Origin of the sequence: Sphingobium sp., from assembly GCF_035511395.1 — a bacterium.
In the GTDB taxonomy this organism is placed as follows: domain Bacteria; phylum Pseudomonadota; class Alphaproteobacteria; order Sphingomonadales; family Sphingomonadaceae; genus Sphingobium.
On record NZ_DATKFP010000250.1, the window covers coordinates 16,142 to 38,411 of the forward strand.

Annotated in this window: 22 protein-coding genes; 15 read left to right on the forward strand and 7 right to left on the reverse strand. The window is 65.1% G+C overall.

The features are described from left to right. Nucleotides 1-64 precede the first annotated feature (64 nt). Complete coding sequence (locus VMR39_RS17640; protein ID WP_325417468.1) at nt 65-1,579, forward strand: hypothetical protein; 1,515 nt, start codon at nt 65-67, stop codon at nt 1,577-1,579. Here the strand turns inward: VMR39_RS17640 and VMR39_RS17645 are convergent. The 3 genes from VMR39_RS17645 to VMR39_RS17655 form a co-directional block, all read right to left on the reverse strand. Beyond that, nucleotides 1,500-1,703 (reverse strand): DUF1289 domain-containing protein, encoded by a 204-nt coding sequence (locus tag VMR39_RS17645; RefSeq protein ID WP_325417470.1) that lies wholly within the window; start codon nt 1,701-1,703, stop codon nt 1,500-1,502. The two genes, VMR39_RS17640 and VMR39_RS17645, sit on opposite strands and share 80 nt — an antisense overlap. Next, complete coding sequence (locus VMR39_RS17650; RefSeq protein WP_325417472.1) at nt 1,703-3,874, reverse strand: primosomal protein N'; 2,172 nt, start codon at nt 3,872-3,874, stop codon at nt 1,703-1,705. The genes VMR39_RS17645 and VMR39_RS17650 overlap by 1 nt, the downstream gene beginning before the upstream one ends. Nucleotides 3,875-4,219: 345 nt before the next feature. Continuing rightward, nucleotides 4,220-4,873: a DUF2490 domain-containing protein gene (locus tag VMR39_RS17655; protein ID WP_414712546.1), complete on the reverse strand. Its 654-nt coding sequence runs from the start codon at nt 4,871-4,873 to the stop codon at nt 4,220-4,222. Between the two features lie 217 nt (nt 4,874-5,090). Here VMR39_RS17655 and fsa point away from each other — a divergent pair, with 217 nt between their 5' ends. Both fsa and VMR39_RS17665 read left to right on the forward strand, forming a co-directional pair. Then, nucleotides 5,091-5,744: a fructose-6-phosphate aldolase gene (fsa, locus tag VMR39_RS17660; RefSeq protein ID WP_325417474.1), complete on the forward strand. Its 654-nt coding sequence runs from the start codon at nt 5,091-5,093 to the stop codon at nt 5,742-5,744. Between the two features lie 105 nt (nt 5,745-5,849). Further along, a complete protein-coding gene (locus VMR39_RS17665; protein WP_325417476.1) occupies nt 5,850-6,185 on the forward strand; it encodes an antibiotic biosynthesis monooxygenase family protein in 336 nt (111 codons plus the stop codon). 101 nt (nt 6,186-6,286) lie between these two features. Here the strand turns inward: VMR39_RS17665 and VMR39_RS17670 are convergent, their stop codons facing one another. Continuing rightward, nucleotides 6,287-7,522 carry an HD-GYP domain-containing protein gene (locus VMR39_RS17670; RefSeq protein WP_325417478.1) on the reverse strand — a complete coding sequence of 412 codons (1,236 nt, stop codon included), beginning with the start codon at nt 7,520-7,522 and terminating at the stop codon, nt 6,287-6,289. A gap of 246 nt (nt 7,523-7,768) precedes the next feature. On the opposite strand from VMR39_RS17670, the gene VMR39_RS17675 reads away from it, so the two are divergent. From VMR39_RS17675 to VMR39_RS17695, 5 genes are all read left to right on the forward strand, one after another. Beyond that, nucleotides 7,769-8,584: a CoA ester lyase gene (locus VMR39_RS17675; RefSeq protein WP_325417480.1), complete on the forward strand. Its 816-nt coding sequence runs from the start codon at nt 7,769-7,771 to the stop codon at nt 8,582-8,584. Nucleotides 8,585-8,731: 147 nt separating this feature from the next. Then, nucleotides 8,732-11,674 (forward strand): TonB-dependent receptor plug domain-containing protein, encoded by a 2,943-nt coding sequence (locus VMR39_RS17680; RefSeq protein ID WP_325417482.1) that lies wholly within the window; start codon nt 8,732-8,734, stop codon nt 11,672-11,674. A 256-nt stretch (nt 11,675-11,930) separates the two neighbouring features. Next, a complete protein-coding gene (locus tag VMR39_RS17685) occupies nt 11,931-12,575 on the forward strand; it encodes a glutathione S-transferase family protein (protein ID WP_325417484.1) in 645 nt (214 codons plus the stop codon). Nucleotides 12,576-12,735: 160 nt separating this feature from the next. Then, the gene (locus VMR39_RS17690; RefSeq protein ID WP_325417486.1) at nt 12,736-13,269 is read left to right on the forward strand and encodes a hypothetical protein; all 534 of its coding nucleotides are present in this window, start codon (nt 12,736-12,738) and stop codon (nt 13,267-13,269) included. Between the two features lie 145 nt (nt 13,270-13,414). Continuing rightward, complete coding sequence (locus VMR39_RS17695) at nt 13,415-13,600, forward strand: hypothetical protein (protein WP_325417488.1); 186 nt, start codon at nt 13,415-13,417, stop codon at nt 13,598-13,600. Nucleotides 13,601-13,830: 230 nt separating this feature from the next. Here the strand turns inward: VMR39_RS17695 and VMR39_RS17700 are convergent, their stop codons facing one another. Beyond that, nucleotides 13,831-14,841, reverse strand: coding sequence for a nucleoside hydrolase (locus VMR39_RS17700; RefSeq protein ID WP_325417490.1), 1,011 nt, complete (start codon nt 14,839-14,841; stop codon nt 13,831-13,833). Nucleotides 14,842-14,968: 127 nt separating this feature from the next. Here VMR39_RS17700 and VMR39_RS17705 point away from each other — a divergent pair, with 127 nt between their 5' ends. Next, complete coding sequence (locus VMR39_RS17705) at nt 14,969-16,276, forward strand: M28 family peptidase (protein WP_325417492.1); 1,308 nt, start codon at nt 14,969-14,971, stop codon at nt 16,274-16,276. A 111-nt stretch (nt 16,277-16,387) separates the two neighbouring features. Next, nucleotides 16,388-17,713 carry a DNA-packaging protein gene (locus VMR39_RS17710; protein ID WP_325417494.1) on the forward strand — a complete coding sequence of 442 codons (1,326 nt, stop codon included), beginning with the start codon at nt 16,388-16,390 and terminating at the stop codon, nt 17,711-17,713. Between the two features lie 163 nt (nt 17,714-17,876). On the opposite strand, the gene VMR39_RS17715 is transcribed toward VMR39_RS17710, so the two are convergent. Beyond that, on the reverse strand, nt 17,877-18,251 hold the full coding sequence (locus VMR39_RS17715) for a hypothetical protein (RefSeq protein ID WP_325417496.1): 375 nt from the start codon (nt 18,249-18,251) through the stop codon (nt 17,877-17,879). Between the two features lie 576 nt (nt 18,252-18,827). Here VMR39_RS17715 and VMR39_RS17720 point away from each other — a divergent pair. The 3 genes from VMR39_RS17720 (at nt 18,828) to VMR39_RS17730 (ending at nt 21,139) form a co-directional block, all read left to right on the forward strand. Continuing rightward, nucleotides 18,828-19,460 (forward strand): NAD(P)H-dependent oxidoreductase, encoded by a 633-nt coding sequence (locus VMR39_RS17720; protein ID WP_325417498.1) that lies wholly within the window; start codon nt 18,828-18,830, stop codon nt 19,458-19,460. 79 nt (nt 19,461-19,539) lie between these two features. After that, nucleotides 19,540-19,878 carry a hypothetical protein gene (locus VMR39_RS17725; RefSeq protein WP_325417500.1) on the forward strand — a complete coding sequence of 113 codons (339 nt, stop codon included), beginning with the start codon at nt 19,540-19,542 and terminating at the stop codon, nt 19,876-19,878. Between the two features lie 109 nt (nt 19,879-19,987). Beyond that, nucleotides 19,988-21,139: a phage portal protein gene (locus VMR39_RS17730; RefSeq protein WP_325417502.1), complete on the forward strand. Its 1,152-nt coding sequence runs from the start codon at nt 19,988-19,990 to the stop codon at nt 21,137-21,139. A gap of 124 nt (nt 21,140-21,263) precedes the next feature. Here the strand turns inward: VMR39_RS17730 and VMR39_RS17735 are convergent, their stop codons facing one another. Next, complete coding sequence (locus tag VMR39_RS17735) at nt 21,264-21,434, reverse strand: hypothetical protein (RefSeq protein ID WP_325417504.1); 171 nt, start codon at nt 21,432-21,434, stop codon at nt 21,264-21,266. A 45-nt stretch (nt 21,435-21,479) separates the two neighbouring features. Between VMR39_RS17735 and VMR39_RS17740 the strand changes: the two genes are divergently transcribed. Next, entirely contained in the window at nt 21,480-21,788 is a 309-nt protein-coding gene (locus VMR39_RS17740; RefSeq protein WP_325417506.1) for a DUF6127 family protein, read from the forward strand. Continuing rightward, nucleotides 21,785-22,255 (forward strand): HK97 family phage prohead protease, encoded by a 471-nt coding sequence (locus VMR39_RS17745; RefSeq protein ID WP_325417508.1) that lies wholly within the window; start codon nt 21,785-21,787, stop codon nt 22,253-22,255. Before VMR39_RS17740 ends, VMR39_RS17745 begins: the two co-directional genes overlap by 4 nt. Nucleotides 22,256-22,270 lie beyond the last annotated feature (15 nt).

Here is a 22,270-nt window from a genome sequence, read left to right on the forward strand (position 1 = left end):
AAGATTGCATCTTTTCTTACCGCCCCGGCTCGGCCAGAACGGTCCGGGGGATATGGGGGAAAAGATGCGATTCTGGATGAAGGCGCTGGCCGGGCTGGGGCTGGCTGTCAAGGGCATGGGGACGGCGCAGGCGGCCTGGTATCAGGCGCAGACGCGGCATTTCACCGTCTATAGCGAAGGCAATGACGAGAAGCTGCGCGGCTTTGCCGAGCGGCTGGAGAAGTTCGACTATCTGCTGCGTGTCGTGACCCGCGTCACCGACCCGGAGCGCGGCAGTCCGGTGAAGGTCTATCTGCTGTCGAACGAGGCCAAGGTGAAGACGCTGGCCCGCAATCCCAATATCGGCGGTTTCTACACCACGTCGGACCGGACCGCTTTCGCGGTATTGTCGCGCGGGGCAAAGACCAGCCAGTTCGATTTCGGAGCGGAGGAAATTCTCTTCCACGAATATACCCATCATTTCATGCTGCACCATTTCCCGGCGGCCTATCCCGCCTGGTATGTGGAGGGGTTCGCCGAGTTCTTTTCGGTGGTGAAATTCCCGAAGGACGGGTCGATCGAGTTCGGCCATGTACCCTTGGCCCGCGCACCGGGACTGGTGTTGGGGTCGCCCTATCCGGTGAAAAATCTCTTTGCGCGCGACACGGACGGCCTCAGCCTGCGCGACGGGGACCGCTATTATGGCACGGCCTGGCTGCTGACCCATTATTTCCAGTACAAGGAGGAGCGGCGCGCAGAGATTGCACGCTATCTGAAGGATGTGGCCGATGGCGTGAAGGATATCCAGCCCGACAGCTATTTCACTGGCGGCCTCGAAGGGCTGGAAAAAGATCTGAAGATCTATTTGCGACACCGCCTCTCAGCCTCCGTGCTGAAACCCAAGGAACTGAAGATCGACACGATTATCGTCAGCGCGGTCGATCCGGCGCAGGGCGACCTGATCGAGGAGGAATTGCGGCTCATCAACCATCCCAAAACCGATGAACTGCCGGGCATCGTCAGTGCTATTCGCGGCACGGCCGCCAAATATCCTGCCCGCGCCTATCCGCTCGCGTTGCTTGCCGAGGCCGAATGGGCGGCCGAAGAGAAAGGGGCTGCGCTGGCCGATGCTGATCGCGCGATCGCGATCGACCCAAAATCCTCTCGCGCCTATGCGGTGCGTGCCGAGGCGTTGCTGGAAAAGGCGCATGAGAGCGACAGCGAAGCCGACTGGAAAGCCGCTCTGACATCGATCGTCCGCGCCAATCGCGCCGATACCGAGGATCCCGTGCCGCTGGCGCTCTTCTACCGCTATCATGCGATGCGCGGCGGCAAGATGCCCGACCTTGGCTATGACGGGTTGTACAAGGCCTTTTCCCTGTTGCCGCAAAGCCCGGAATATCGCTTCAACTTCGCCCATGCGATGGCGGCCAAGGGCGAGTATGCAGCGGCATCGACGCTGCTCGATCCCATCGCCTATTCGCCGCACGGATCGGAGATGCGCGAGGCGGCGCTGAAGCTCAAGGCGGCGTTCGACGCGCAGGCGGCGGAAAAGGGGAAGAGCGCGGCAAAGGCTGGAAATCCCGCACCCGCATCATGACAGCAGCGCGGGCCGCGTCGCTCATGCTGCGCCAATGGACGATTTCCTCGATCGTCCGGCCGCAGCCGGTGCAGTTCTTCCGATCCCGGTCGAGCGCACAGAGGTTGCGGCACGGGCTTTCCATCACATGAAGCTATAGGGGTCGACGTCCACCGCGACGCGCGTTCCCGACTTCCACGCCAGATTGCCGAGCCATTCGCGGATCGCGCCCTGAATATCCACCTGCCGCGTGGCATGGATCAGCAGGCGATGGCGATGCCGCCCGCGCAGGACCGACAGCGGCGCAGGGGCGGGGCCATAGACGCGCATCCCCTCGATCAGCGGGGCCGACTTGCCGATCAGCCGCGCGGTCTGCGCCGCTTCGTCGGCATCTTCGGACGAGATGATGATCGCGGCGAAGCGGCCGAAGGGCGGGGCGTTGGCGCGCCGCCGGTTCTCCGTCTCGACCCAGTAGAATCGCTCGGTATCTCCGTCGATCAGCGCCTTGATGACTTCGCTGCCGGGCATACGGGTCTGGATAAAGACCTTGCCGGGCTTCTCGCCTCGTCCCGCGCGCCCGGCGACCTGAACGATCTGCTGGAAGGTCCGTTCGGCCGCGCGCAGGTCGCCGCCCTCCAGCCCCAGGTCCGCGTCGATCACGCCGACCAGCGTCAGGTTCGGGAAATGATAGCCCTTGGTGATGAGCTGGGTGCCGACGATGATGTCGATGTCGCCCCCTTCCACCGACTTTACGAACTCGGCGGCGCGGGCGGGGGAACTGAGCGTATCGGACGTCGCGATCGCGGTGCGCGCTTGCGGCCAGAGCGCCTTCACCTCGTCCGCGATCCGCTCGACACCGGGACCGCAGGCGACCAGCGAATCCTCCTCCTTGCACTCTGGGCAACGGCGCGGCGCGGGGATGACATGGCCGCAATGATGGCAGGCCAGCCGGTGCGTCAGCCGATGTTCGACCATCCAGGCAGTGCAGTTGGGGCATTGGAAGCGATAGCCGCAATGGCGGCATAGCGTCAGCGGCGCATAGCCGCGTCGGTTGAGGAAGAGCAGGCTCTGCTCGCCCTTTTCCATATTCTTGTCGATCGCCTTGACCAGCGGCGGCGCGATCCAGCGGCCGCGCTCGGGCGGATCGGTCAGCAGGTTTATGCCCTCGATTCCCGGCATCTCCGCCCCGCCGAAGCGGGAGGGCAGCTTGATTTCGGCATAGCGCCCCAGTTCGACCTGATGCCGCGTCTCGATCGCGGGCGTGGCCGACGCCAGCACGACCGGGAATTTCTCCATCAGGCCGCGCATCACCGCCACGTCGCGGGCGTGGTAATGGACGCCTTCCTCCTGCTTGAAGCTCGCCTCATGCGCTTCGTCCACGACGATCAGGCCAAGGTTGGGATAGGGCAGGAACAGCGCGGAGCGCGCGCCGACGACGACCTGCGCCTGCCCGCTGGCGATGGCGCGCCAGGCCCGGCGCCGCTCGCTCTGGCGCAGGCCGCTGTGCCAGTTGACCGGCACCGTGCCGAAGCGCTTTTCGAAGCGCTCGAGGAAAGGCTCGGTAAGCGCGATTTCGGGGAGCAGCACCAGCGTCTGCCGGTCGGCACGGATGGCGGCGGCGATCGCCTCGAAATAGACTTCGGTCTTGCCCGACCCGGTGACGCCGTCGAGCAGGAAGGGGGCGAAGTCGTGCGCGCGCACCGCGTCCGCCATGATGATCGCCGCGTCCCGTTGCGCCTCGGACAAAGCAGGTGGGGCATGGTCGGGATCGGGCATGGGGAAGGGGGTGTCGATGCTTACCTCCACCGCCTCGAATATATCCTGCTTGATGAGGCCGCGGATCACCGCGTCGCTGACCCCGCCGATCATCGCCAGTTCGCGGATCAAGCCCTGCCGCTCGCCGATCCGTTCGAGCGCCTGGGCGCGCTGCTCGGTCATGCGGTCGGGCACTGCGCCGGTCGCCCGATATTCGATCACCGTCCGAGCGCCTTCCAGCGCTGCCATGGACGACAACGCCATGCGCAGCACCGCGGCGGGCGGGCTGAGATAATAGTCGGCGGTCCATTCGATCAGCCGGCGCAGCGGTTCGGGCAGGGGCGGGGCGTCGACTACCTCCAGCAGGTTGCGCAGTCGGTTGTCGCCCACCGTCTCGATATCGGGGAAGCTGTCTTCCTCCCACACCACGCCGATCAGCTGGCGCGGTCCCAGCGGCGCGACGACGATGCTGCCCGGTTCGACACGCATCCCATGGGGCACGCGATAATCGAGCGGACCAAGGGCGGCGTTGAGGATCAGGACACGGGCGCGCGAAGACATGCCTTCCGTCCTTAAAGCGCTGGACGCGCGGCGCAATGCTGTCGCGAACGGATCAACGCTGGATGCTATGGCCGGGATGGGTGGTTTGGGGGACATTTCTAACCCCTCTCCCTTGGAGGGAGGGGGATGCGCAGACTTGGCAGCTTGCTGCCTAGTCGTAGCTGGGTGAGGGGGAAGCAACCTCAGGGAAATGGGCTGAACTTGCGCCAATCCCCCTCATCCAACTCCGCCTAACCGCTACGCGGTAAGGCTTCATATCCTTCTCCCTCCGAGGGAGAAGGATTGGCCACAATTGGCCGCCAGCAGACCTTCAGTGTTTCTCCGCGTGGCCTGGGTTATCCCACTCTACAGCCGCCAACTCAGCGTAAGCCATGGAATGTGCGATACGACATCGGGGCGCCCGTCGCGGAAATTCTGCTGGCGCATGTAGAGGAGCTGGGCGTCGACCGCCCTGGCGATCGGGTGGCGGACGCCGATCTGGTGCCGCATCACGGCAAGGCCGGTCTTGTCGCTCGGCCGTGCGCGGTTGAGGTGGAAGAAGAGTTCGCCCGCCGCGACCAGCGTCCATCTCTTCGCCCGGTCGATCGGCAACGACGCCTGCACCCGCTGCCGCAGCCGCCAGCTTGCCTCATCGGCATTGTCGAAGAAGCGCTGCTCGATCCGGGTCCGGCTGAGCCAGATGCCTTTGGCCAGCGTCAGCTGCTGATACAGGCGCATTTCCTGATCGATCTCGCTCTTGAGATAGGCGACGCCGCCGCCAAGCTGGACGGCAGGTGTCAATCGATGGTCGATGCCGATGCGGGCCAGAAACTGCTCGCCGCCGCTCTTGCCGTCGGATCGGGCGCGCTGGCTCGAATCGATCGAGACGATATTGTCCTGACCTGCGCGGATGGTGACATGCTCCGTCATCCAGGCCTGGCTTTCCTCGGTCGCCGCCCATGTAGGCGGTGCGCAGCCCATGGCGAGAGATATCGTCAGGAGACGGGCGGCGCGCTGCATATCTGGTCCTTTGGAAAGGTGCCTGCGGCTTAATCATGATATTGTTGCTATGCAATTATCGGCGCCGATGATGGCGAATCCGGGCGCCAGCCTGGATTTTTGTTTTGCCGCGTTTTCCGAGTCAGCAGGTGGAAGCGAAGTTCGGCGAACTCCGTTTCCACCTGCTTGGAAAACCCTTTAAAGGGGCGCGATTCGCTTATCCCCGGAGTTCCGTCCCATGAAATTCTTCGTCGACACCGCCGACACCGCCGAAATCCGCGAACTGGCCGCCACCGGCCTGCTGGACGGCGTCACCACCAACCCCACGCTGATCCACAAGTCCGGCCGCGCCTTCCTGGAAGTGGTCGAGGAAATCTGCGGCATCGTCGATGGCCCCGTGTCGGCCGAAGTGGTCGCGCTCGACCATGAGACGATGATGAAGGAAGCCGCGATCCTGCGGAAGATCGCGGACAATGTCTGCATCAAGGTGCCGCTGACCATCGACGGCCTCAAGACCTGCAAGGCGCTGACCGATGATGGCGCGATGGTCAACGTGACCCTGTGCTTCTCGGCCAATCAGGCGCTGCTGGCGGCCAAGGCCGGCGCGAGCTTCATCTCGCCCTTCGTCGGTCGTCATGACGACAATGGCTTCGACGGTCTGGCGCTGATCGAGGATATCCGCCTGATTTACGACAATTATGCGTTCAAGACCGAGATCCTGGCGGCATCGCTGCGCCACCCGATCCATGTCCTGGATTGCGCGAAGATCGGCGCCGACGTCATCACCGCCCCGCCGGCCGTCATCAAGATGCTGTCCAAGCATGTGCTGACCGACAAGGGGCTGGACGCGTTCGCGGCCGACTGGGCCAAGACCGGCCAGAGCATTCTCTGATGTAGCGGCACCGGCCTTCCCATGAGGGCCGGTGCCCAACCCTATCGGACACCGCTGGAACCGGCGCTCGATCCGGCTCATTCTCCTCTGTGAAGGAGAGAGCCGATGTTCGTGGCGGTCTATTGGTGGCGGGTCCACCCCGGCAAGGAGGATCAGTTCCGCGCGGCCTGGCGGCGCGGCACCGACCTGATCCGGGAAAGATATGGCAGCTATGGCTCGCGGCTCCATCGCGACGCGGACGGCCGGTTCGTCGGCTATGCCGAATGGCCCGACGAAGCAACGTGGCGCGCGGCGTTCGACGCCAAGATGGTGTATGACGATCCGGAAACCCGCGCGGCCTTCGTCGATGCGATCGCCGAGGTTCCGGCGAATGCCGACCCGATCTTCACCATGACCGTGACCGACGATCTGCTGGTCCGGCGCACGCAAAGGCAGGACTGACTCATGCGGGATCCCGACAAGCCCGATTTCGGCTTCTTCTGGTTCTCGCTGCTGCTGACCGTCGTGGGCGTATTGTACATGCTGGTATATGGCTGAGGGGGCTATGCGTTCAGGTTTTCCCCCTTCGCGAGCCGCTCCGCCATCGCGTCCCAGTCGCGGAAGCCCCAGCGTTCCGGCAGTTCGGGGGCGACGATCTGGTCCCCGGACAGGTCGTCGCGCAGGGTGACGGTTTCGGGCGGCAGGAAGGCGTTGGCGCGGGTGTCGTAGAAGGCGCAGACCCTGGGGCGCGAGGCGCGACGGCTGTTTTCCAGCACCAGTCCCAGCCGGTTGCTGCGCAGCGTCACCAGCATACCGGTGGGGAAAACGCCGATGCTCTGCATGAAGCGGAACAGCAGGACGCGGTCGAAATGCCCGTCCCAGCTCCACATCGCGGCGACCGCCTCCACCGGAGGCCAGCCAGCCTTGTAGATGCGGTCGGAAGTCAGCGCGTCATAGACGTCGCAGATGGCGCCGAGCCGCGCGGCAAGGCTCAGCCGGTCGGCGGACAGGCCGAAGGGATAGCCCGACCCGTCGACCTTCTCATGATGATGCAGGCAGACGTCGAGCGCCATGTCGGGCATGTCGCCGGCGTCGACCAGCAGGCCATGGCCATGGGCGGGGTGGCCGCGGACGAGGTCGAATTCCTCGTCGGTCAGGCTGCCGGCCTTGTTCAATATCGATTCGGGTATGCCCATCTTGCCGATATCATGGAGCAGGCCGGCGAAGCCGAGCTGCTCCACTTCCGCGTCGGGCAAGCCCAGATGCCGCCCGCAATTCACCATCAGGGTGCAGACCGCGACGGAGTGGTAATAGGTATATTCGTCCTTGGACTTCAGGCGGATGACGCCGAGCAATGTCTGGGCGTTGCGGGTGACGGCGGCGGTGACTTCCTCGACGACATGGGCGACTTCCGCCATGCGGATCGCGCGGCCGAGACGGGCGCTTTCGAACACGCGCTTCATCACCCGGCGGGACCGATCGACCAGATCGACCGCGCGCTTGCGTTCCGCCGCACGGAGCGTGTCCGGCGCGGTCTTTGAGCGGGGACCGGACCAGATCGGTGCGGGGGGCGTGGTGCGTTCGGGGCGCGACGCGGCCGACGCGATGCGTTCGGGAGCGAGACCGCGTTCGTCATCGATCTCGACATAGGGAAGGCCCGATGCGCGCACCGCTTCCACCTCTTCGGCGGTGTCGAGCAGGCGTCGGTTGCGCCAGAAAGGATGGGCGAACCAGGAGCCGCCAAGCTTGTGAACATACATGCCGAGGCGGACCTGATCGCAGGCTATGCGATGGATCATGCGGGCATCGCCCCAACAATGTCTGACACGAATGACATCTGTTCATGCTCCTTTCGGAAGAGGAACTAGAGGAAGAGTCTGTATTTTGAGTTTATGACCGGCGATATTTCAACTGTTCGCCGGATCATGACGTGGTCAGGCCGAAATATTAAGCACTTACTGTCATGCCTGCATCAGGGTATGAAAAGGGCTGTTCCTGCCGCACGGCTGCGCTAAGCCGGGGACAGTCATGAGGAGAGACGCCCAATGCAATTGCGCCATGCCCGTTCGCTGCTGTTCCTGCCCGCGTCCAATGCGCGGGCCATCGCCAAGGTGCGGACGCTGCCGTGCGACATGGTGATCCTCGACCTGGAAGACGCGGTGGCCGATGACGCCAAGGAAATGGCGCGGGCGGGCGCTGTCGAGGCGCTGGCAGAGGGGTTCGGCGGGCGGCTGAGCGCGGTGCGGATCAATGTCGAGGGGACGCGCTGGCACGGAGTCGAGATGATCGCGGTCAAGGCGTCGGGCGCCGACTATGTCGTGCTGCCCAAGGTCGAGCATCCCAAGCAGGTCAAGGATGTGTTCAGCGTCTGCCACAAGCCGGTGATCGCCATGATCGAGAGCGCGCGCGGCGTCCTGGCGGCGCCGGCGATCGCGGCCGGCGAAGGCTGCGCCGGGCTGTTCATGGGCAATAACGACCTGCGCAAGGATCTGGGCATTCCGCCGTCGGCCGGTCGGGTGGGCCTCAGCCATGCCATGCAGGCGGTGGTGCTGGCAGCGCGGGCGGCGGGTATCGCGGTGTTCGACGGCGTGTTCAACCGGCTGGACGACGAGACCGGGCTGGAAGCGGAATGCGCCGAGGGCCATGCGCTGGGCTTCGACGGCAAGACGCTGATCCATCCGAGCCAGGTGACGGTGGCGAACCAGGTGTTCGGCCCGGATGCGCAGGCGGTGGCGGATGCGCGGCGGCTGGTGGAGGCGGCCACCGGCGGGGCGGAACGGTTCGAAGGGCGGATGATCGAGACGATGCATGTCGAGGAAGCGCAGGCGCTGATCGCACGCGCGGAAGCCGTAGGGGAATAGGCGGCGGCTTGACGTCATCCTGTTGCGCCAGTGCAACAGTTTGAAATAAAGCGTAATAGCCGGCAACCTGGCAGTGATCCTTGTGGGGCGTGGGGTGTTGTCCGCTGATCCGGCTTCCTTGAAGTCGGCGAACAGAGGGGAACATTCATGCCGAACCGCACTGCTTTCGCGCGGGCGTTGCTGGCTGCCAGCACTCTTTCCACCGCACTCTCGACTCTGGCCGCGGCACCGCTGATGGCGCAGGAGACGCCGGCCGCCGATGAAGGCGAGACGATCATCGTCACCGGCAGCCGCATCCAGCGCAGCGACTATAATCTCGCCAATCCGCTGGTCACGGTGACGGCCGAGTCGCTGGAGCAGGCGGGCAACGTTCAACTGGTCGATACACTGGCGCAGAATCCGGCGCTGATCAATTCGCTGAATGGCGCGCGTACGTCCGGTTCCAATGCCGATTTCGGCGCGGTGGGCGTGCAGTTGCTCGACCTGCGCGGACTGGGCGAGAACCGGACGCTGGTGCTGGTCAATGGCCGCCGCCATGTGTCGAGCCTGTCCGGGTCGGCGGCGGTCGATATCAACACCATTCCCAACGACCTGATCGAGGGTGTCGACGTGCTGACCGGCGGCGCGTCGGCCATCTATGGTGCGGACGGCGTGTCGGGTGTGGTCAATTTCCGCCTGAAGCGCGACTTCGACGGTCTAAAGGCCAGTGGGCAGGTGGGTATTTCCAGCCGGGGTGACGCCGGGCAGCGTTATGGATCCGTGACCTATGGCAAGAATTTCAGTGACGGGCGTGGCAATATCGCGCTGTCCTACGAGTTTCGCGAGCAGGACCGGGTAAGCAGTTTCGACCGGGCGCGAACCGGGAACCCGCTGCGCACCTATGGCATCGTGCGCAATCCCGCGGACTTTCCGGACGATCCCAATGTACCCGACCGGATCCCGCTCAACGACCTGCGCTATGCCGACAGTTCGGTCGATGGCGCAGTCGATCTGGATCTGGACGGCATTCCGGACTTCACCGGATCGGGCAAGGTCTATGACCGGGGCACGTTGCTGCGGTCGTCGGGCGGGCTGACGCAGGGCGGGGACAGCACGCCGCTGGCCGGCTATCAGGGCGATCTTCAGGCCTATAACCGCGTCCACAATATCAACCTGCTGTCGCATTATGACTTCAGCGATTCGGTGAAAGTCTTCCTCGAAGCCAAATATGTAAAGAACCGGACGTTCACCCTGGCGCAGCCGTCGTTCGATTTCTTCACCTATCTGTCTCCCGACAATCCCTATTTGCAGGATCGTTATGCGGGCATTGCATCGACGGCGGACGGGGCGCTGATTTCCCGCGACAATTTCGACCTGGGTGTACGCGGCGAGCGTAACGACCGCGAGACGATGCGCTTCGTCGGCGGGTTCGAGGGGGCGATTTCCGATCATGCCCGCTATGAACTGTCCTATACCTTCGGGCAGACCAAGTCGAAGGTGCTGCTGACCGACTATCGCATCGGCGACCGTTACTGGGCAGCGATCGATGCGGTGCGCGATCCGGCAACGGGCAATATCGTTTGCCGGTCGGACCTGTTCCCCGACGATACGATCAATCCCGACAATTATGACGCGCCGGCATCGACCTTTACGCCGGGCGCGGGGAGCGGTTGCCGTCCGCTCAACCTGCTGGGCAACGGCGTGCGGGATCAGGCGGCGCTCGATTGGATCAATGCTGACGTCATGAACCGCGCCAAGGTACAGCAGCATGTCGTGTCCGGTTCCATCTCCGGCGACTTCGGCCAGTTCTTCGAGTTGCCGGGTGGTCCGGTCGGCTTCGCTCTGGGTACCGAATATCGCAAGGAAAAGAGCAGCTTCGTTCCCGACGATCTGTTGCAGCAGGGCGCGTTGCAGGACTTTTCCGTGCAGTTGACGGAGAAGGGCAGCTTCGACGTGAAGGAGATATTCGGCGAATTGTCGGTGCCCGTGCTCAAGGACATGCCCTTCGCCCATATGCTGAGCTTCGGCGCGGCGCTCCGCCTGTCGGATTATTCGACCATCGGCAAGACGACGACCTGGAAGGTCGACGGCACCTATGCGCCGATCCCCGACATCACATTCCGCGGGACATGGTCCGAAGCGGTGCGCGCGCCCAACATCACCGAACTGTTTGCGCCGCGCAACGGCAGCTTCGCCTTCATCGGCGATCCGTGCGATCCGGTCTATATCGACGAGGGCACGCAATATCGCGTGGCCAATTGCCAGGCGACGCTGGCGGCGGCCGGGCTGACGCCGGGGCAGATCGCCGCGTTCAACCCGGAGAATGATCCGACCGCCACCGTCAGCCTGCCCGGCAATACCGGCGGCAACCGCAACCTGCAGGAGGAGACGGCGCGGACCTGGACGGCGGGCGTGGTGCTGCGCCCCGGCTTCATTCCCGGCCTGGTGGCCTCGTTCGACTGGTATGACATCAAGCTGAAGGATGCGATCAACACGGCGACGGCCGAGGAAGTGGCGGAACTGTGCGTCGATCAGCCGACGCTGGACAATGTCTTCTGCCAGAATATCACCCGCGCGACAGGCACCGGCTATATCAGCAGCTGGTTCGTGCAGCCGCAGAATGTCGCCAATTTCCGGACGTCGGGCGCGGATTTCAAGCTGAATTACGGGTTCGAGACGGCCAAGGCGGGGGCGTTCAGCCTGTCGCTGGTCGGCGGCTACCTCAACAAGCTGGAGTTCATCCCATCACCGGGCGCGGTGGTCGATGTCGACCGGCTGGAGGCCTATTATCCCAAGTGGAATGCGACCGGGGACATCACCTGGAAGCTCGACAAGCTGACGGTCAATTACGGCATCAGCTGGTTCAGCAAGACCCGCCGCTACACGACCGAGGAATTGACGGCGAACCCCGACCTCTCCGACCCCAAATATTTCTGGTACAAGGAAAAATGGCAGCACGACCTGTATGTTGCCTATGACGTGGACGAGCGGTTCCGCTTCTATGTCGGCGCGAACAATCTGTTCGACCAGCAGCCATCGATCGCGTCCAGCAACTATCCGATCAGCTTCGTCGGCCGCTATATGTATGCCGGCGCGAAGATCACGATGTGACGCGGGGGCAACAGTTCACGATTGTGGAAGGGGGCGGTTTTCCGCCCCCTTTTTCCGGGGGCGGGCCTGATTGGAGGCGGCGAGCGCCGCCATCAGTCCGACGTCGTCCGGTCTTCACCCCGGATCCCGCTTCTGCTGCCACACCCAGCCTTAAAGGCGGGTGGCGAGCGTTGGCGCTGGAGTCGCTCTATATTGGTTGCAATTTGCTACTTTAAGGTCATGGTGCGGCTTCCGACCAAAGGAGAGGAGGAACATCATGATCATCCATGGCGCCAGACCGTCACCCTTCGTGCGCAAGGTCATCGTTTTTGCGGCGGAGAAAGGCATCTCCATCGAGGTCAGGCCGGCCGGGTTCGGGCGGGGGGATCCGGCGTTCATGCAGGCATCCCCCTTCGGCAAGATGCCGGCGCTGGAGGATGGCGACTTCCTGATCAGCGATTCGACCGCGATCATAACCTATATGGATGCCCTGCATCCGGAACCCAACCTGATCCCGACCGAACCGAAGGCGCGGGCGCGGACGATCTGGTATGAGGAATTTGGCGATACCATCGCGCAGGCGGCGGGGGCGCAGCTCTTCTTCAACCGGGTGGTGGGCAAGGCGCTGAAGATGCCGCACGATCCGGCGCTGGCCGATACGGCGGAGGCAGAGAAGATGCCGCCCCTCTATGATTATCTGGAGAGCGTGCTGCCCGACAGCGGCTGGCTGGTCGAGGACCGCTTCACGCTGGCGGATATTGCTGCCGCCTGTCCGCTGATCAACGTCTGCTATTGTTCCAAGGGGCTGACGGGCGAGCGCTGGCCAAAGGTGGTGGCGTGGCTGGAAAAGATCCGGGCGCGGCCGAGCTTTGCCGACGCGATGACGCAGGAGGCAGCGATCCTGGCGAAGATGGCGGCTTGATTTAACCCATATGGTACATTCTTCTTGACATCGTCACGCTCCTGTGGCAGTTAAGTGGATATTGGGAAAATGTGAGTCGCCAAGGCAGCGATTGCCAAGGGGCTGGTCCTGTTCGGGGCCGGCCCTTTTGCCGTGCGCCGGTCTGGCAGCGGAGGGGCGCATGGTCGGGGAGAAGAAGCGCGGTGCGTTGGTGGCGCAGCGGCAGAAGGCTGGCGGGGGACCGCGAGCGCAGTTGCGCAAGGCGCGCAAGGACAGCTGGACCAGAAGCGAGGTGACCGAGTTCATGGCGGTGCTGGCCGAGACCTGCAATGTCAGCGAGGCGGCGCGTGCGGTCGGCAAGTGCCGGGCCGGCGCCTATGACCGCAAGGCGCGCGATCCGGTGTTTGCGCGGGCGTGGGATGCGGCGCTGGAACAGGGCTATGCCGAGATCGAGATGATGCTGATGCGCGCGGCCTTGTTCGGCAGCGAGACCGAGGAGGTGGTGAGCGACGGCGACGGCGCGGTGAAGACGCGCAAGGTCAAGCGCGCGCCCAGCCTGACGCTGGGGCTGCAATTGTGGCAGCGCTATCGCGACCGGGTGGCGAAGATCCGGACGGAGGCGGGCGGCGAGCGGCCCGACAGCGCCGATGCGGTGGAGCGGGTGCGCGGCGTGCTGGAAGAGATCAGGCGACGGCGTGCGACGGCGGGGGCTTGAAGCGCGCGGGTCGGGTGGCGGTGTTCGGCCATTTCATCCCGTCAAAACAGCAGTTTGGAGGCGGAGCGATCGTTCCGCGCGGCGGGATGGATGTTAACCATGCCGCCGCCGGAACGGACCATGTCGCCCGCAGCTTTACTCTGACATGACGTTGGAAAGCATGATTTTACAGCGCCTTGGCGCGAGGCCGGTCCAGGCGCTGGACCTGGGAGGGGTGGATCAGGATGACCTGGCATTGACGTTGAAATTCATGGTCGCCCGGCGGCAGATCTGCATGCAGGCGGGCTGGATTTCGCTGTATTGGCATCGACATCAGATCCGGGGCATCTGATCCGGGCAGCGCCGGAGCCGGCTGCGCCGATGATGAAGGCTCGTCTGGTTCAGGCTCAGGAAAAGAACCCCCGGCAGGTCGCCGGGGGTCGAGGTTCAGGGGGAGTGTCAGCGGCGGCAGAGGGGGATCCGCAGAGGAGTGCCGCTGACGAGAGACGGGATAGACGTGATATGCTTCCGGCAAATGTCGCATTTGTAGCGAAGCATGGGGTGATTTTTGCTTCGGACCTGTCAGCGACTGCCGGCGCGGAACTTGGCGAACATGTCTTCGAAGGTCAGCCGCGTGTCGATGCTGGTGTAGAGGCGCATCGGGCGGGCGTCGGGGGCGGGTTCGTAGGTCGCCTTTTCCGTGATGCGCGGCGTGGGGCGGACGGCATAGTCGCTGGAGGCGGGATCCGGCTCGAACGAGGATTGGAGCGCGGTCAGCGTGACCAGCGGGCTGTCGCCAAGGATATAGGTTTCGCCCAGATGGTTGGGGATCATGCGAATGATCTTTTCCAGATGATCGAGCAGGAAGCGGCCGAGCGCGCCAGCCTGCGCCAGGCCGCTTTCCAGTTCGGCATGGCTGATCATCAGCGTGCGGTAGATGTCGCGCGGCACCTGCCAGATGGGGAGCGCGCTGTCGTTGAAGAGATAGCGGGCGGCGGGCAGGTCGATGGTGAGATTATATTCCTTGTGCGGCTGGACATGGACGGAGGGCCGGGAGTCGGGATGTTCCGGTCCGCCGATCCAGATCAGGGTCATGCGTCGGGCTATGGACGGATCGATGCGGACGGCTTCGGCCAGGTCGGTGAGACCGGCGCCGGCGACATAATAGAGCGGCATTTTGCTGTCGCGCCGCGCTTCGGCAAGAATCCGGCGGACGGCGGGGGTCTGCTCGGCAGGTGCGCCGGGGGCGAGTGCGGCGTTGCGGCCGGCGATCACGTCCGGGCGGCGGGCGAGGCGCATCCGGTCCATGAGGTCGCTCGCGATGCGGGCGGCATTGTCGGCCTGCGTCTTCGACCGGTCGAAGAGTTCGGGATCGTGGATATGCGAGCCGATGATGAAGGCGACCTCCACCGAGGGCGAGAGGAGATGATGGGCGAGCTGGAACAGGCCGTCGGGGTCGCCGGAAAAATCATTGTCGATGATGACGCGGCAGCGTGGGCTGACGCTGAGCGCCTGTGCCGCAGCGGGGAGGAAGGCGAGGACCGGCAGCGCGCCGAGCAGGGTGCGGCGGGCGATCTTGTTGTTGTTATTCATGATGTGGCTTCCCCTATTGCCTTTTGAATGCTCTGGCAGTGTCGACGCGGGTTAAAGCATGGCGAGCGACGATCGGGAAGATGTGGGTGCTTTACAGTCGTGCCACAGGCGATATGAGTTTGGTCCCATGAAGACAATCATCCTGATCGCCGCGGCTTCGGCCCTGACCACTCCCGCCCTTGCCCAGATGAAGGCGCCCGATCCGGTGCGGTTGAAGACGACCGTCGAGAAGCTGGTGAGTTTCGGGACGCGGCACACCCTGTCATCGGCGACCGACCCCAAGCGCGGGATCGGTGCGGCGCGCAAATGGGGTGGGCAAGAGTTCGAGAAGATCAGCAAGAGTTGCGGCGGGTGCCTGAGCGTCGAGACGATTTCCGGTCCCTTCACCGGGCCGCGCGCGCCGCAAGGGGTAGAGGTGGCCGATGTGCTGGCGATCCAGAAGGGGACGGGCGATCCCAATCAGGTGGTGATCATCGCGGGGCATATCGACAGCCGCGTGACCGACGTCATGAACATCACGAGCGATGCGCCGGGCGCGAACGACAATGCGTCGGGCACGGCGCTGGTCATGGAGGCGGCGCGGGTGCTGGCGGGCGAAAAGTTCGACGGGACGATCGTCTATGCGCTGCTGTCGGGCGAGGAGCAGGGGCTCTGGGGCGCGAAGCTGCTGGCCGACACCGCGAAGAAGCGCGGCTGGCAGGTGCGGGCGATGCTGAACAACGATATCGTCGGCAACATAGTCGGCCAGAACGGACAGATCGTCGCGGACCGGGTGCGGGTCTTTTCCGAAGGCATCCGCTTTGCCGAGGACGCCAAGGCTAATTTGACGCGGCGCGCGATCGGCGGCGAGGATGACGGGCCGTCGCGCGCGCTGGCCAAGAAGATCGATGGCATTGCGGAGGCCAATCCGCAGATCGGGCTGGATGTGTTCGCCGTGCGGCGGCTGGACCGGTTCGGGCGGGGCGGCGACCATTCGCCCTTCCTGGAACTGGGATTTCCGGCGGTGCGCTTTTCCGTCGGGATCGAGAATTACGACCGGCAGCATCAGGATCTGCGGACCGAAAATGGCCGCGTCTATGGCGATACGGTCGAGGGGATGGACTTTCCCTATCTGGCGAAGGTGACGGCGCTGAACGTGGCGGCGCTGCGCGAACTGGCGGAGGCGCCGGCGGCGCCGGCAAGCGTGTCGCTGGACGGGGCGCTGTCGATGGATACGCGGGTTTTCTGGGATTCGGTGCCGGGCGCGGCGGCCTATCGCATCTATTGGCGGCGGGCGGACGAACAGGCATGGTCGAACAGCCGGATCGTGATCGGCGCGACCGAGTTCGTGCTGAAGGATGTGGTGGTGGACGACCATTTCATCGGCGTGTCGTCGGTGACGAGGGACGGGGCAGAGAGCATCGTGACCTTTGGCGGGATGGCGCCGCGGAAATAGCCTCGACCATTTCCGGCGGGCCTGTCAGGGGGCGGGGGATGTTTGGGAAGGCCGCCTGCGGGCGGCCTTTTTCGTGTCTGCGGGACGCGGAGCCGGGTGGGGAGAAGGGCGATGCAGCTTTCGGATATGGAGTGGCTGGCCGAAGCGGACGGGCGGGCGCAGGGAACGATCCTCAAGCGACTGGACCAGGGGACGGCCGAGCGGCTGGAACGGGAATGGGCGTTTCTGGCGCGGCCTGCGCAGCTGGCGCCGGAGGGCGACTGGCGCATCTGGCTGATGATGGCGGGGCGCGGTTTCGGCAAGACGCGGGCCGGGGCGGAATGGGTGCGTGGGATCGCGGAAGGCGACCCGGCGGCGCGGATCGCTCTGGTAGGCGCGACATTGGGCGAGGCGCGCAGCGTGATGGTGGAGGGCGCGTCGGGACTGCTGTCCGTCGCGCCATGGTGGGCGCGGCCGATCTATGCGCCGGCGCTGCGCAAGCTGACCTGGCCCAATGGCGCGGAGGCGCGGCTGTTCGGCGCGGCGGAACCGGAGAGCCTGCGTGGGCCGCAGTTCAGCCATGGCTGGGCCGACGAGATCGCCAAATGGGCGGGCGGCGAGGCGGCCTGGCACAATCTGATGATGGGGATCCGGTTGGGCGATGCATCGGGTTCCGGGCCGCGCGTGCTGGCGACGACGACGCCACGGCCGGTCCCGCTGGTGCGGGCGCTGGTGGCGCGGAGCGGCGGTGACGTGATCGTGACGCGGGGGGCGACGGTGGAGAATGCGGGCAACCTGGCGCCCGGCTTCGTGGCGGCAATGGCGGAAAGCTATGGCGGCACGCGGCTGGGGCGGCAGGAACTGGACGGCGAGCTGATCGAGGAGGTGGAGGGTGCGCTGTGGACCCGCGACCTGATCGAGGCATGCCGGGTGCGGCATGTGCCGGGCGCGCTGGCGCGGGTTGTGGTGGCGGTCGATCCGCCGGCTTCGGCCGGGGGCGATGCGTGCGGCATCGTGGTGGCCGGACTGGGTGGCGACGGGCGCGCCTATGTGATCGCCGATGCGAGCGTGGAGGGGATGCGGCCCGAAGGCTGGGCACGCGCGGTCGCGGCTGCGGCGATGGTGCATGACGCGGACCGGGTCGTGGCGGAGGCCAATAATGGCGGTGCGATGGTGGAAAGCGTGCTGCGCGCGGCGGAAGAGAAGATGCCGGTGAAGCTGGTCCATGCGTCGCGCGGCAAGTCGGCGCGGGCGGAGCCGGTGGCGGCGCTCTACGAAGCGGGGCGGGTGGCGCATCGCGGCGCCTTTCCCGAACTGGAGGACCAGATGTGCGGCTTGCTGGCGGGCGGCGGCTATGTCGGGCCGGGGCGATCGCCCGATCGCGCCGACGCGCTGGTGTGGGCGATGAGCGAACTGATGCTGACGAAGAGGGGGGAGGCGCGGATCAGGGGGATGTGAGGGGTTGTTTTATACCTTCGTCCTCGCGGAGGGATGATCTATTTTTTCGGCGTAGTGCTGGACGCAAGGTCCGGAGATGGGTTCCCGCGTTCGCGGGAATGACGAAAAGGGGTGGTTAGAGGATGGACGGCTTTGCGCCGCGATCAAGTTAAATCGGCCATCGCTAACGTCTGCGAAATTCGACAGTCGTCTGACTGCCCGGCAGATTAATGGTCGCTGGCGTCGGGCGGCCATCAAGGCGGAGCTTTAAAGCGGTTTTCTGCCCGTCGATATCGACCCGATTTGCATCTGACACACCGACGTAAATGGCGGGTAGAATATATCGCCCAACTTTGTCATGTTCAACCAGATAGCCAACGGATTGCGTCTCCAAGGACATTCGCCCGTTTTGCAATTTTAGGGAGCCGCAGCAGGCACTCACGTAAATGCCGTCGGCTGACCTGATCGGCTCGCGGGGTGGGAAGGCTGCCCAATATCCGAGCAAAGCCAAAAAGAACGCAGGAACGGCAATGATGCGGACGAGGGGGGGCTTTTTCACCAATGCATTATCAGACAAATTTGATAATAGAGCAATGTCAGGTATCTGGACTGCGTGCCGACGCTTTCAATGTCCGCAAATGGTCGGTTCCACCCGGTCCGCTTTCCCGCCCAAAAACGGACCTGCGACTGTCAGGGTTGTCAGCACGAACCGGGCGGGTGAATGGCGATCGTGGGTGGACTGCGGATATTCCCTACGCTCGTCACCCCGGCCCTTAGCCGGGGTCCGGCTGCTTTTAGGGTTGGGCTTGGAAGAAGAAGCGGGATCCCGGCTCAGGGCCGGGATGACGTGGGATTAATGGCTGTTCCTGGCCGGTGTTTCTCCGTCCGCTTTCCCATGTCCGTTCGCCCTGAGCTTGTCGAAGGGCCGAACGGACATGGGAGGAGCAGCTACTGGTCGCCTTCCCACCGGCGGCTTTTATGCCCTCAGCTGGCATTGCCGCTCCCCATCCACTACGATAGGGGATCGGGCGGCATCCAGTTTCGATATGATACCTTTATTTTCCCGGCGCAGCCTCTACATCGGGGTGTCATGCGCCGGGCCTGGGGTCGGCGCGCTGTTTTCAAGAGGTATTGCATGCTGATCGACCGACTGAACTGGCGTTATGCCACCAAGAAGATGAACCCGGACAAGCAGGTGCCGGAAGAGAAGGTGGAGCGCATCCTGGAGGCGGTGCGGCTGGCGCCGACGTCGAGCGGGTTGCAGCAGTTCGAGGTGATCGTCGTCACCAACAAGGCTGTTCGCGAGAAGATCAGGGCGATCGCCTGGAACCAGGAGCAGGTGACGGATGCGTCGCACCTGATCGTCTTTGCCGCGTGGGACAATTATACGCCCGAGCGGATCAACCATATGTTCGACCTGGTCAATGACGAGCGCGGTTTCCGCAACGAGGGCTGGGAAGCCTATCGGCAGATGCTGTTGTCGACCTATCCCCAGCGCGACGCGCAGACCAATTTCGAACATGCCGCGCGGCAGGCCTATGTCGGGCTGGGCATCGCGCTGACCGCCGCCGCCTTCGAAGAGGTCGACGCGACGCCGATGGAGGGCTTCGATCCCGCCGCGCTGGACGAAATACTGGAACTGCGCGCCCGCGGGCTGCGGTCGGTGGCGATCATGCCGATCGGCTACCGCGCCGACGAGGGCGACTGGCTGGTGAAGCTGAAGAAGGTGCGCCGCCCGATCGAGGATTTCGTGTCGCGGCTGGACTGAATGGCGCAATCGGGCCGCGCGCCGGGGGAACTGGCGCGCGGCCCGGATCGTTCTCCTGCCGTAACCAGGAGTATGTGACATGAAGATGGTGAAGCTGATGGCGGTCGCGGTGGGCGTGTCGGTGATCGCGGCGCCGGTGATGGCCGCCAGCCTCAACAGCAAGGACCGCGCGCGGGTGGCGCGGGCGGCGCCGCGCGACCGGGACGATGTGCGTTACTGCCTGCTGAAGGGCAAGCAGGGGCGCGACAAGGGCACGGTGATCGGCGCGGCCGGTGGCGCGGGCGTGGGCCTGATCGCGGGCGGCGGCGTCGGCGAGACGCTGCTGGGCGCAGGCGCGGGTGCGCTGGCGGGCCGGATGATCGGCAAGAGCGAGGGGACCAATTCGACCTGCGACCGGGTGCTGGCAAGGAATCGGTGAGGGTAGGCTAAGCCCCCTCTCCAAGTTTCGCCAGGGCGGCTGCGCCGTCCAGGCTTCACTATCCTCTCCCCCGATGGGGAGAGGATTTTTGCGTTTTGGGGGTCTTTTCATGAAATGGTTCGGGACGAAGGCGGCCGCAGCGCAGGGTGCGGGTGGGGGCGATGCGCGGCCGGTGCTGGCGCGTGCCTGGGGGTCGGGCGCGGTGGCGCTGGGCGAATGGCCGGCGAGCTACGAAGCGCAGCTGCGCGCCGGGGTGATGGGCAATGCCGTGGCGCAGCGGGCGATGCGGCTGGTGTCCGAAGGCGCGGGGGCGTGCGCTATCAAGGTGCGGGCCCCGAATATCGAAGGGGCGGATGCGGCGCGGGTGACGGCGCTGGTCGGGCAGGCGTCGGCGGGGCAGGGGCTGGTGGAGACGCTGGCCTGCCACCTGCTGCTGCACGGCAATGGCTATGTGCAGGTGATTGCGGGCGCCGATGGGATGCCGGCCGAGCTGTTCGCGCTGCGGCCGGAACGGGTCAGCGTCGAGGCGGATGCGCGGGGATGGCCGGCGGCCTATCTCTATCGGGTAGGGGAAAGCGTGACCCGGCTGTCGCCCGAAGATGGCGCCGGGCGGACGAGCCTGCTGCACCTCAAGTCGCTGCATCCGCTGGACGATCATTATGGGCTGGGCTGCGCGGGCGCGGCGGCGGGCGCGGTGGCGATCCACAATGCCGCGAGCGTGTGGAACAAGGCGCTGCTGGACAATGCGGCGCGGCCTTCGGGCGCGATGGTCTATGATCCGGGTGACGGATCGGTGCTGTCGCCCGACCAATATGAGCGGGTGAAGCGCGAGATGGAGGCGGCCTTCGCCGGCGCCGCCAATGCCGGGCGGCCGATGCTGCTGGAGGGTGGCCTCAGCTGGAAGGCGATGAGCCTGACCCCGGCGGAGATGGATTTCGTGGGGCTGAAGAGCGCGGCGGCGCGGGAGATCGCCTTGGCCTTCGGCGTGCCGCCGATGCTGATGGGGCTGCCGGGCGACAATAGCTACGCCAATTATCGCGAGGCGAACAAGGCGCTGTGGCGGCAGGCGATCCTGCCGCTGGTGGCGAAGATCTGCGCGGGGCTGTCGCAGGGGCTGTCGGGCTGGTGGCCGGGCGTGGCGATCGAGGCCGATCTCGACGCGGTGCCGGCGCTTTCGGACGAGCGGGCGGCGCTGTGGGAGCGGGTCGCGGCGGCGGATTTTCTCTCGGCGGAAGAGAAGAAGGCGATGCTGGGGATGTAGGGTTCGCGCAGAGGCGCAGAGTGCGGGGAGAATTTTGTTCGCGCGGAGACGCGGAGACGCGGAGAAGGAAGAGGAGTTGCCGCCTTTGGCGGCTTCTTCTTTTGCCGTGATCTCAGCGTCAAAACTATTCTGCCGCGCGGGAGAGGCTGTCGAGGCGGCAGAAGCCATTGTCCCAGTTCCAGCGGCCGCCCTGGATCAGGCAGTCGCCGGCGGTGAACAGGTCGAGCTGCCAGGCGATGAGGCCGAGGATGGCAAGGACGAGGACGATCAGGACTTTGCGAGGGGCGCGCTTCATGGGCGCCAGATAGGCCGTGAATGGCCGCAAGGGAAGGCGGATGCGATGAAAGAGGAGATGCTGGCGCGGCTCGTCGCGCAGGCCGAGGGGCGACCGATGGACATGGTCATGGTCCGGGCGCTGATCGAGGAGGCGAGCGATCTGGGTGCGGGGCGGGCGCTGGAGCGGCTGGGGCTGGCCGACCGGCGCGCGGAGGGCGATGTGCGGGAACTGCGCGAACTGCTGTCCGCCTGGCGCGACGCGAAGAAGACGGCGCGCGGGGCGGTGATTGGCTGGGCGGTGCGGATCGGCATGGCGCTGCTGCTGCTGGGCGTGGCGGTGAAGATGGGGCTGCTGGGGCTGGTGCGGGCATGAGGGGCGAGGTGGTGCTTTCCGCTTCTCGACTTCGCTCGAAGCGAACGGAGGGATGGGAAACGGGCGAGGTGCGCTTTGCCGGTTATGCGGCGATTTTCGACCGGGTCGACCGGGGCGGGGATGTGGTGCGGGCGGGGGCGTTCGGCCCGTTGTCCGCCGCCGGGGTGCCTCTGCTGTGGCAGCATGGGCCGGGCAGCGTCATCGGCCGGATCGAGAAGGCGCAGGAAGATGCGCGCGGGCTGCGCGTGATCGGGCGCGTGTCGCGGGCGACGGCGGCCGGGCGCGAGGCGGCGGCGGCGCTGGCGAGCGGGGCGCTGGATGGGCTGAGCTTCGGATACCGGGTGAAGGCGGCGCGCGGCGCGGGACCGCGGGAATTGCTGGCGCTGGAGCTGGTGGAGGTCAGCCTGGTGACGCATCCGATGCAGCCATTGGCGCGGGTGTTGAAGGTGGAGGGGGATGCTTCATAGCTTCCATTCCGAGAT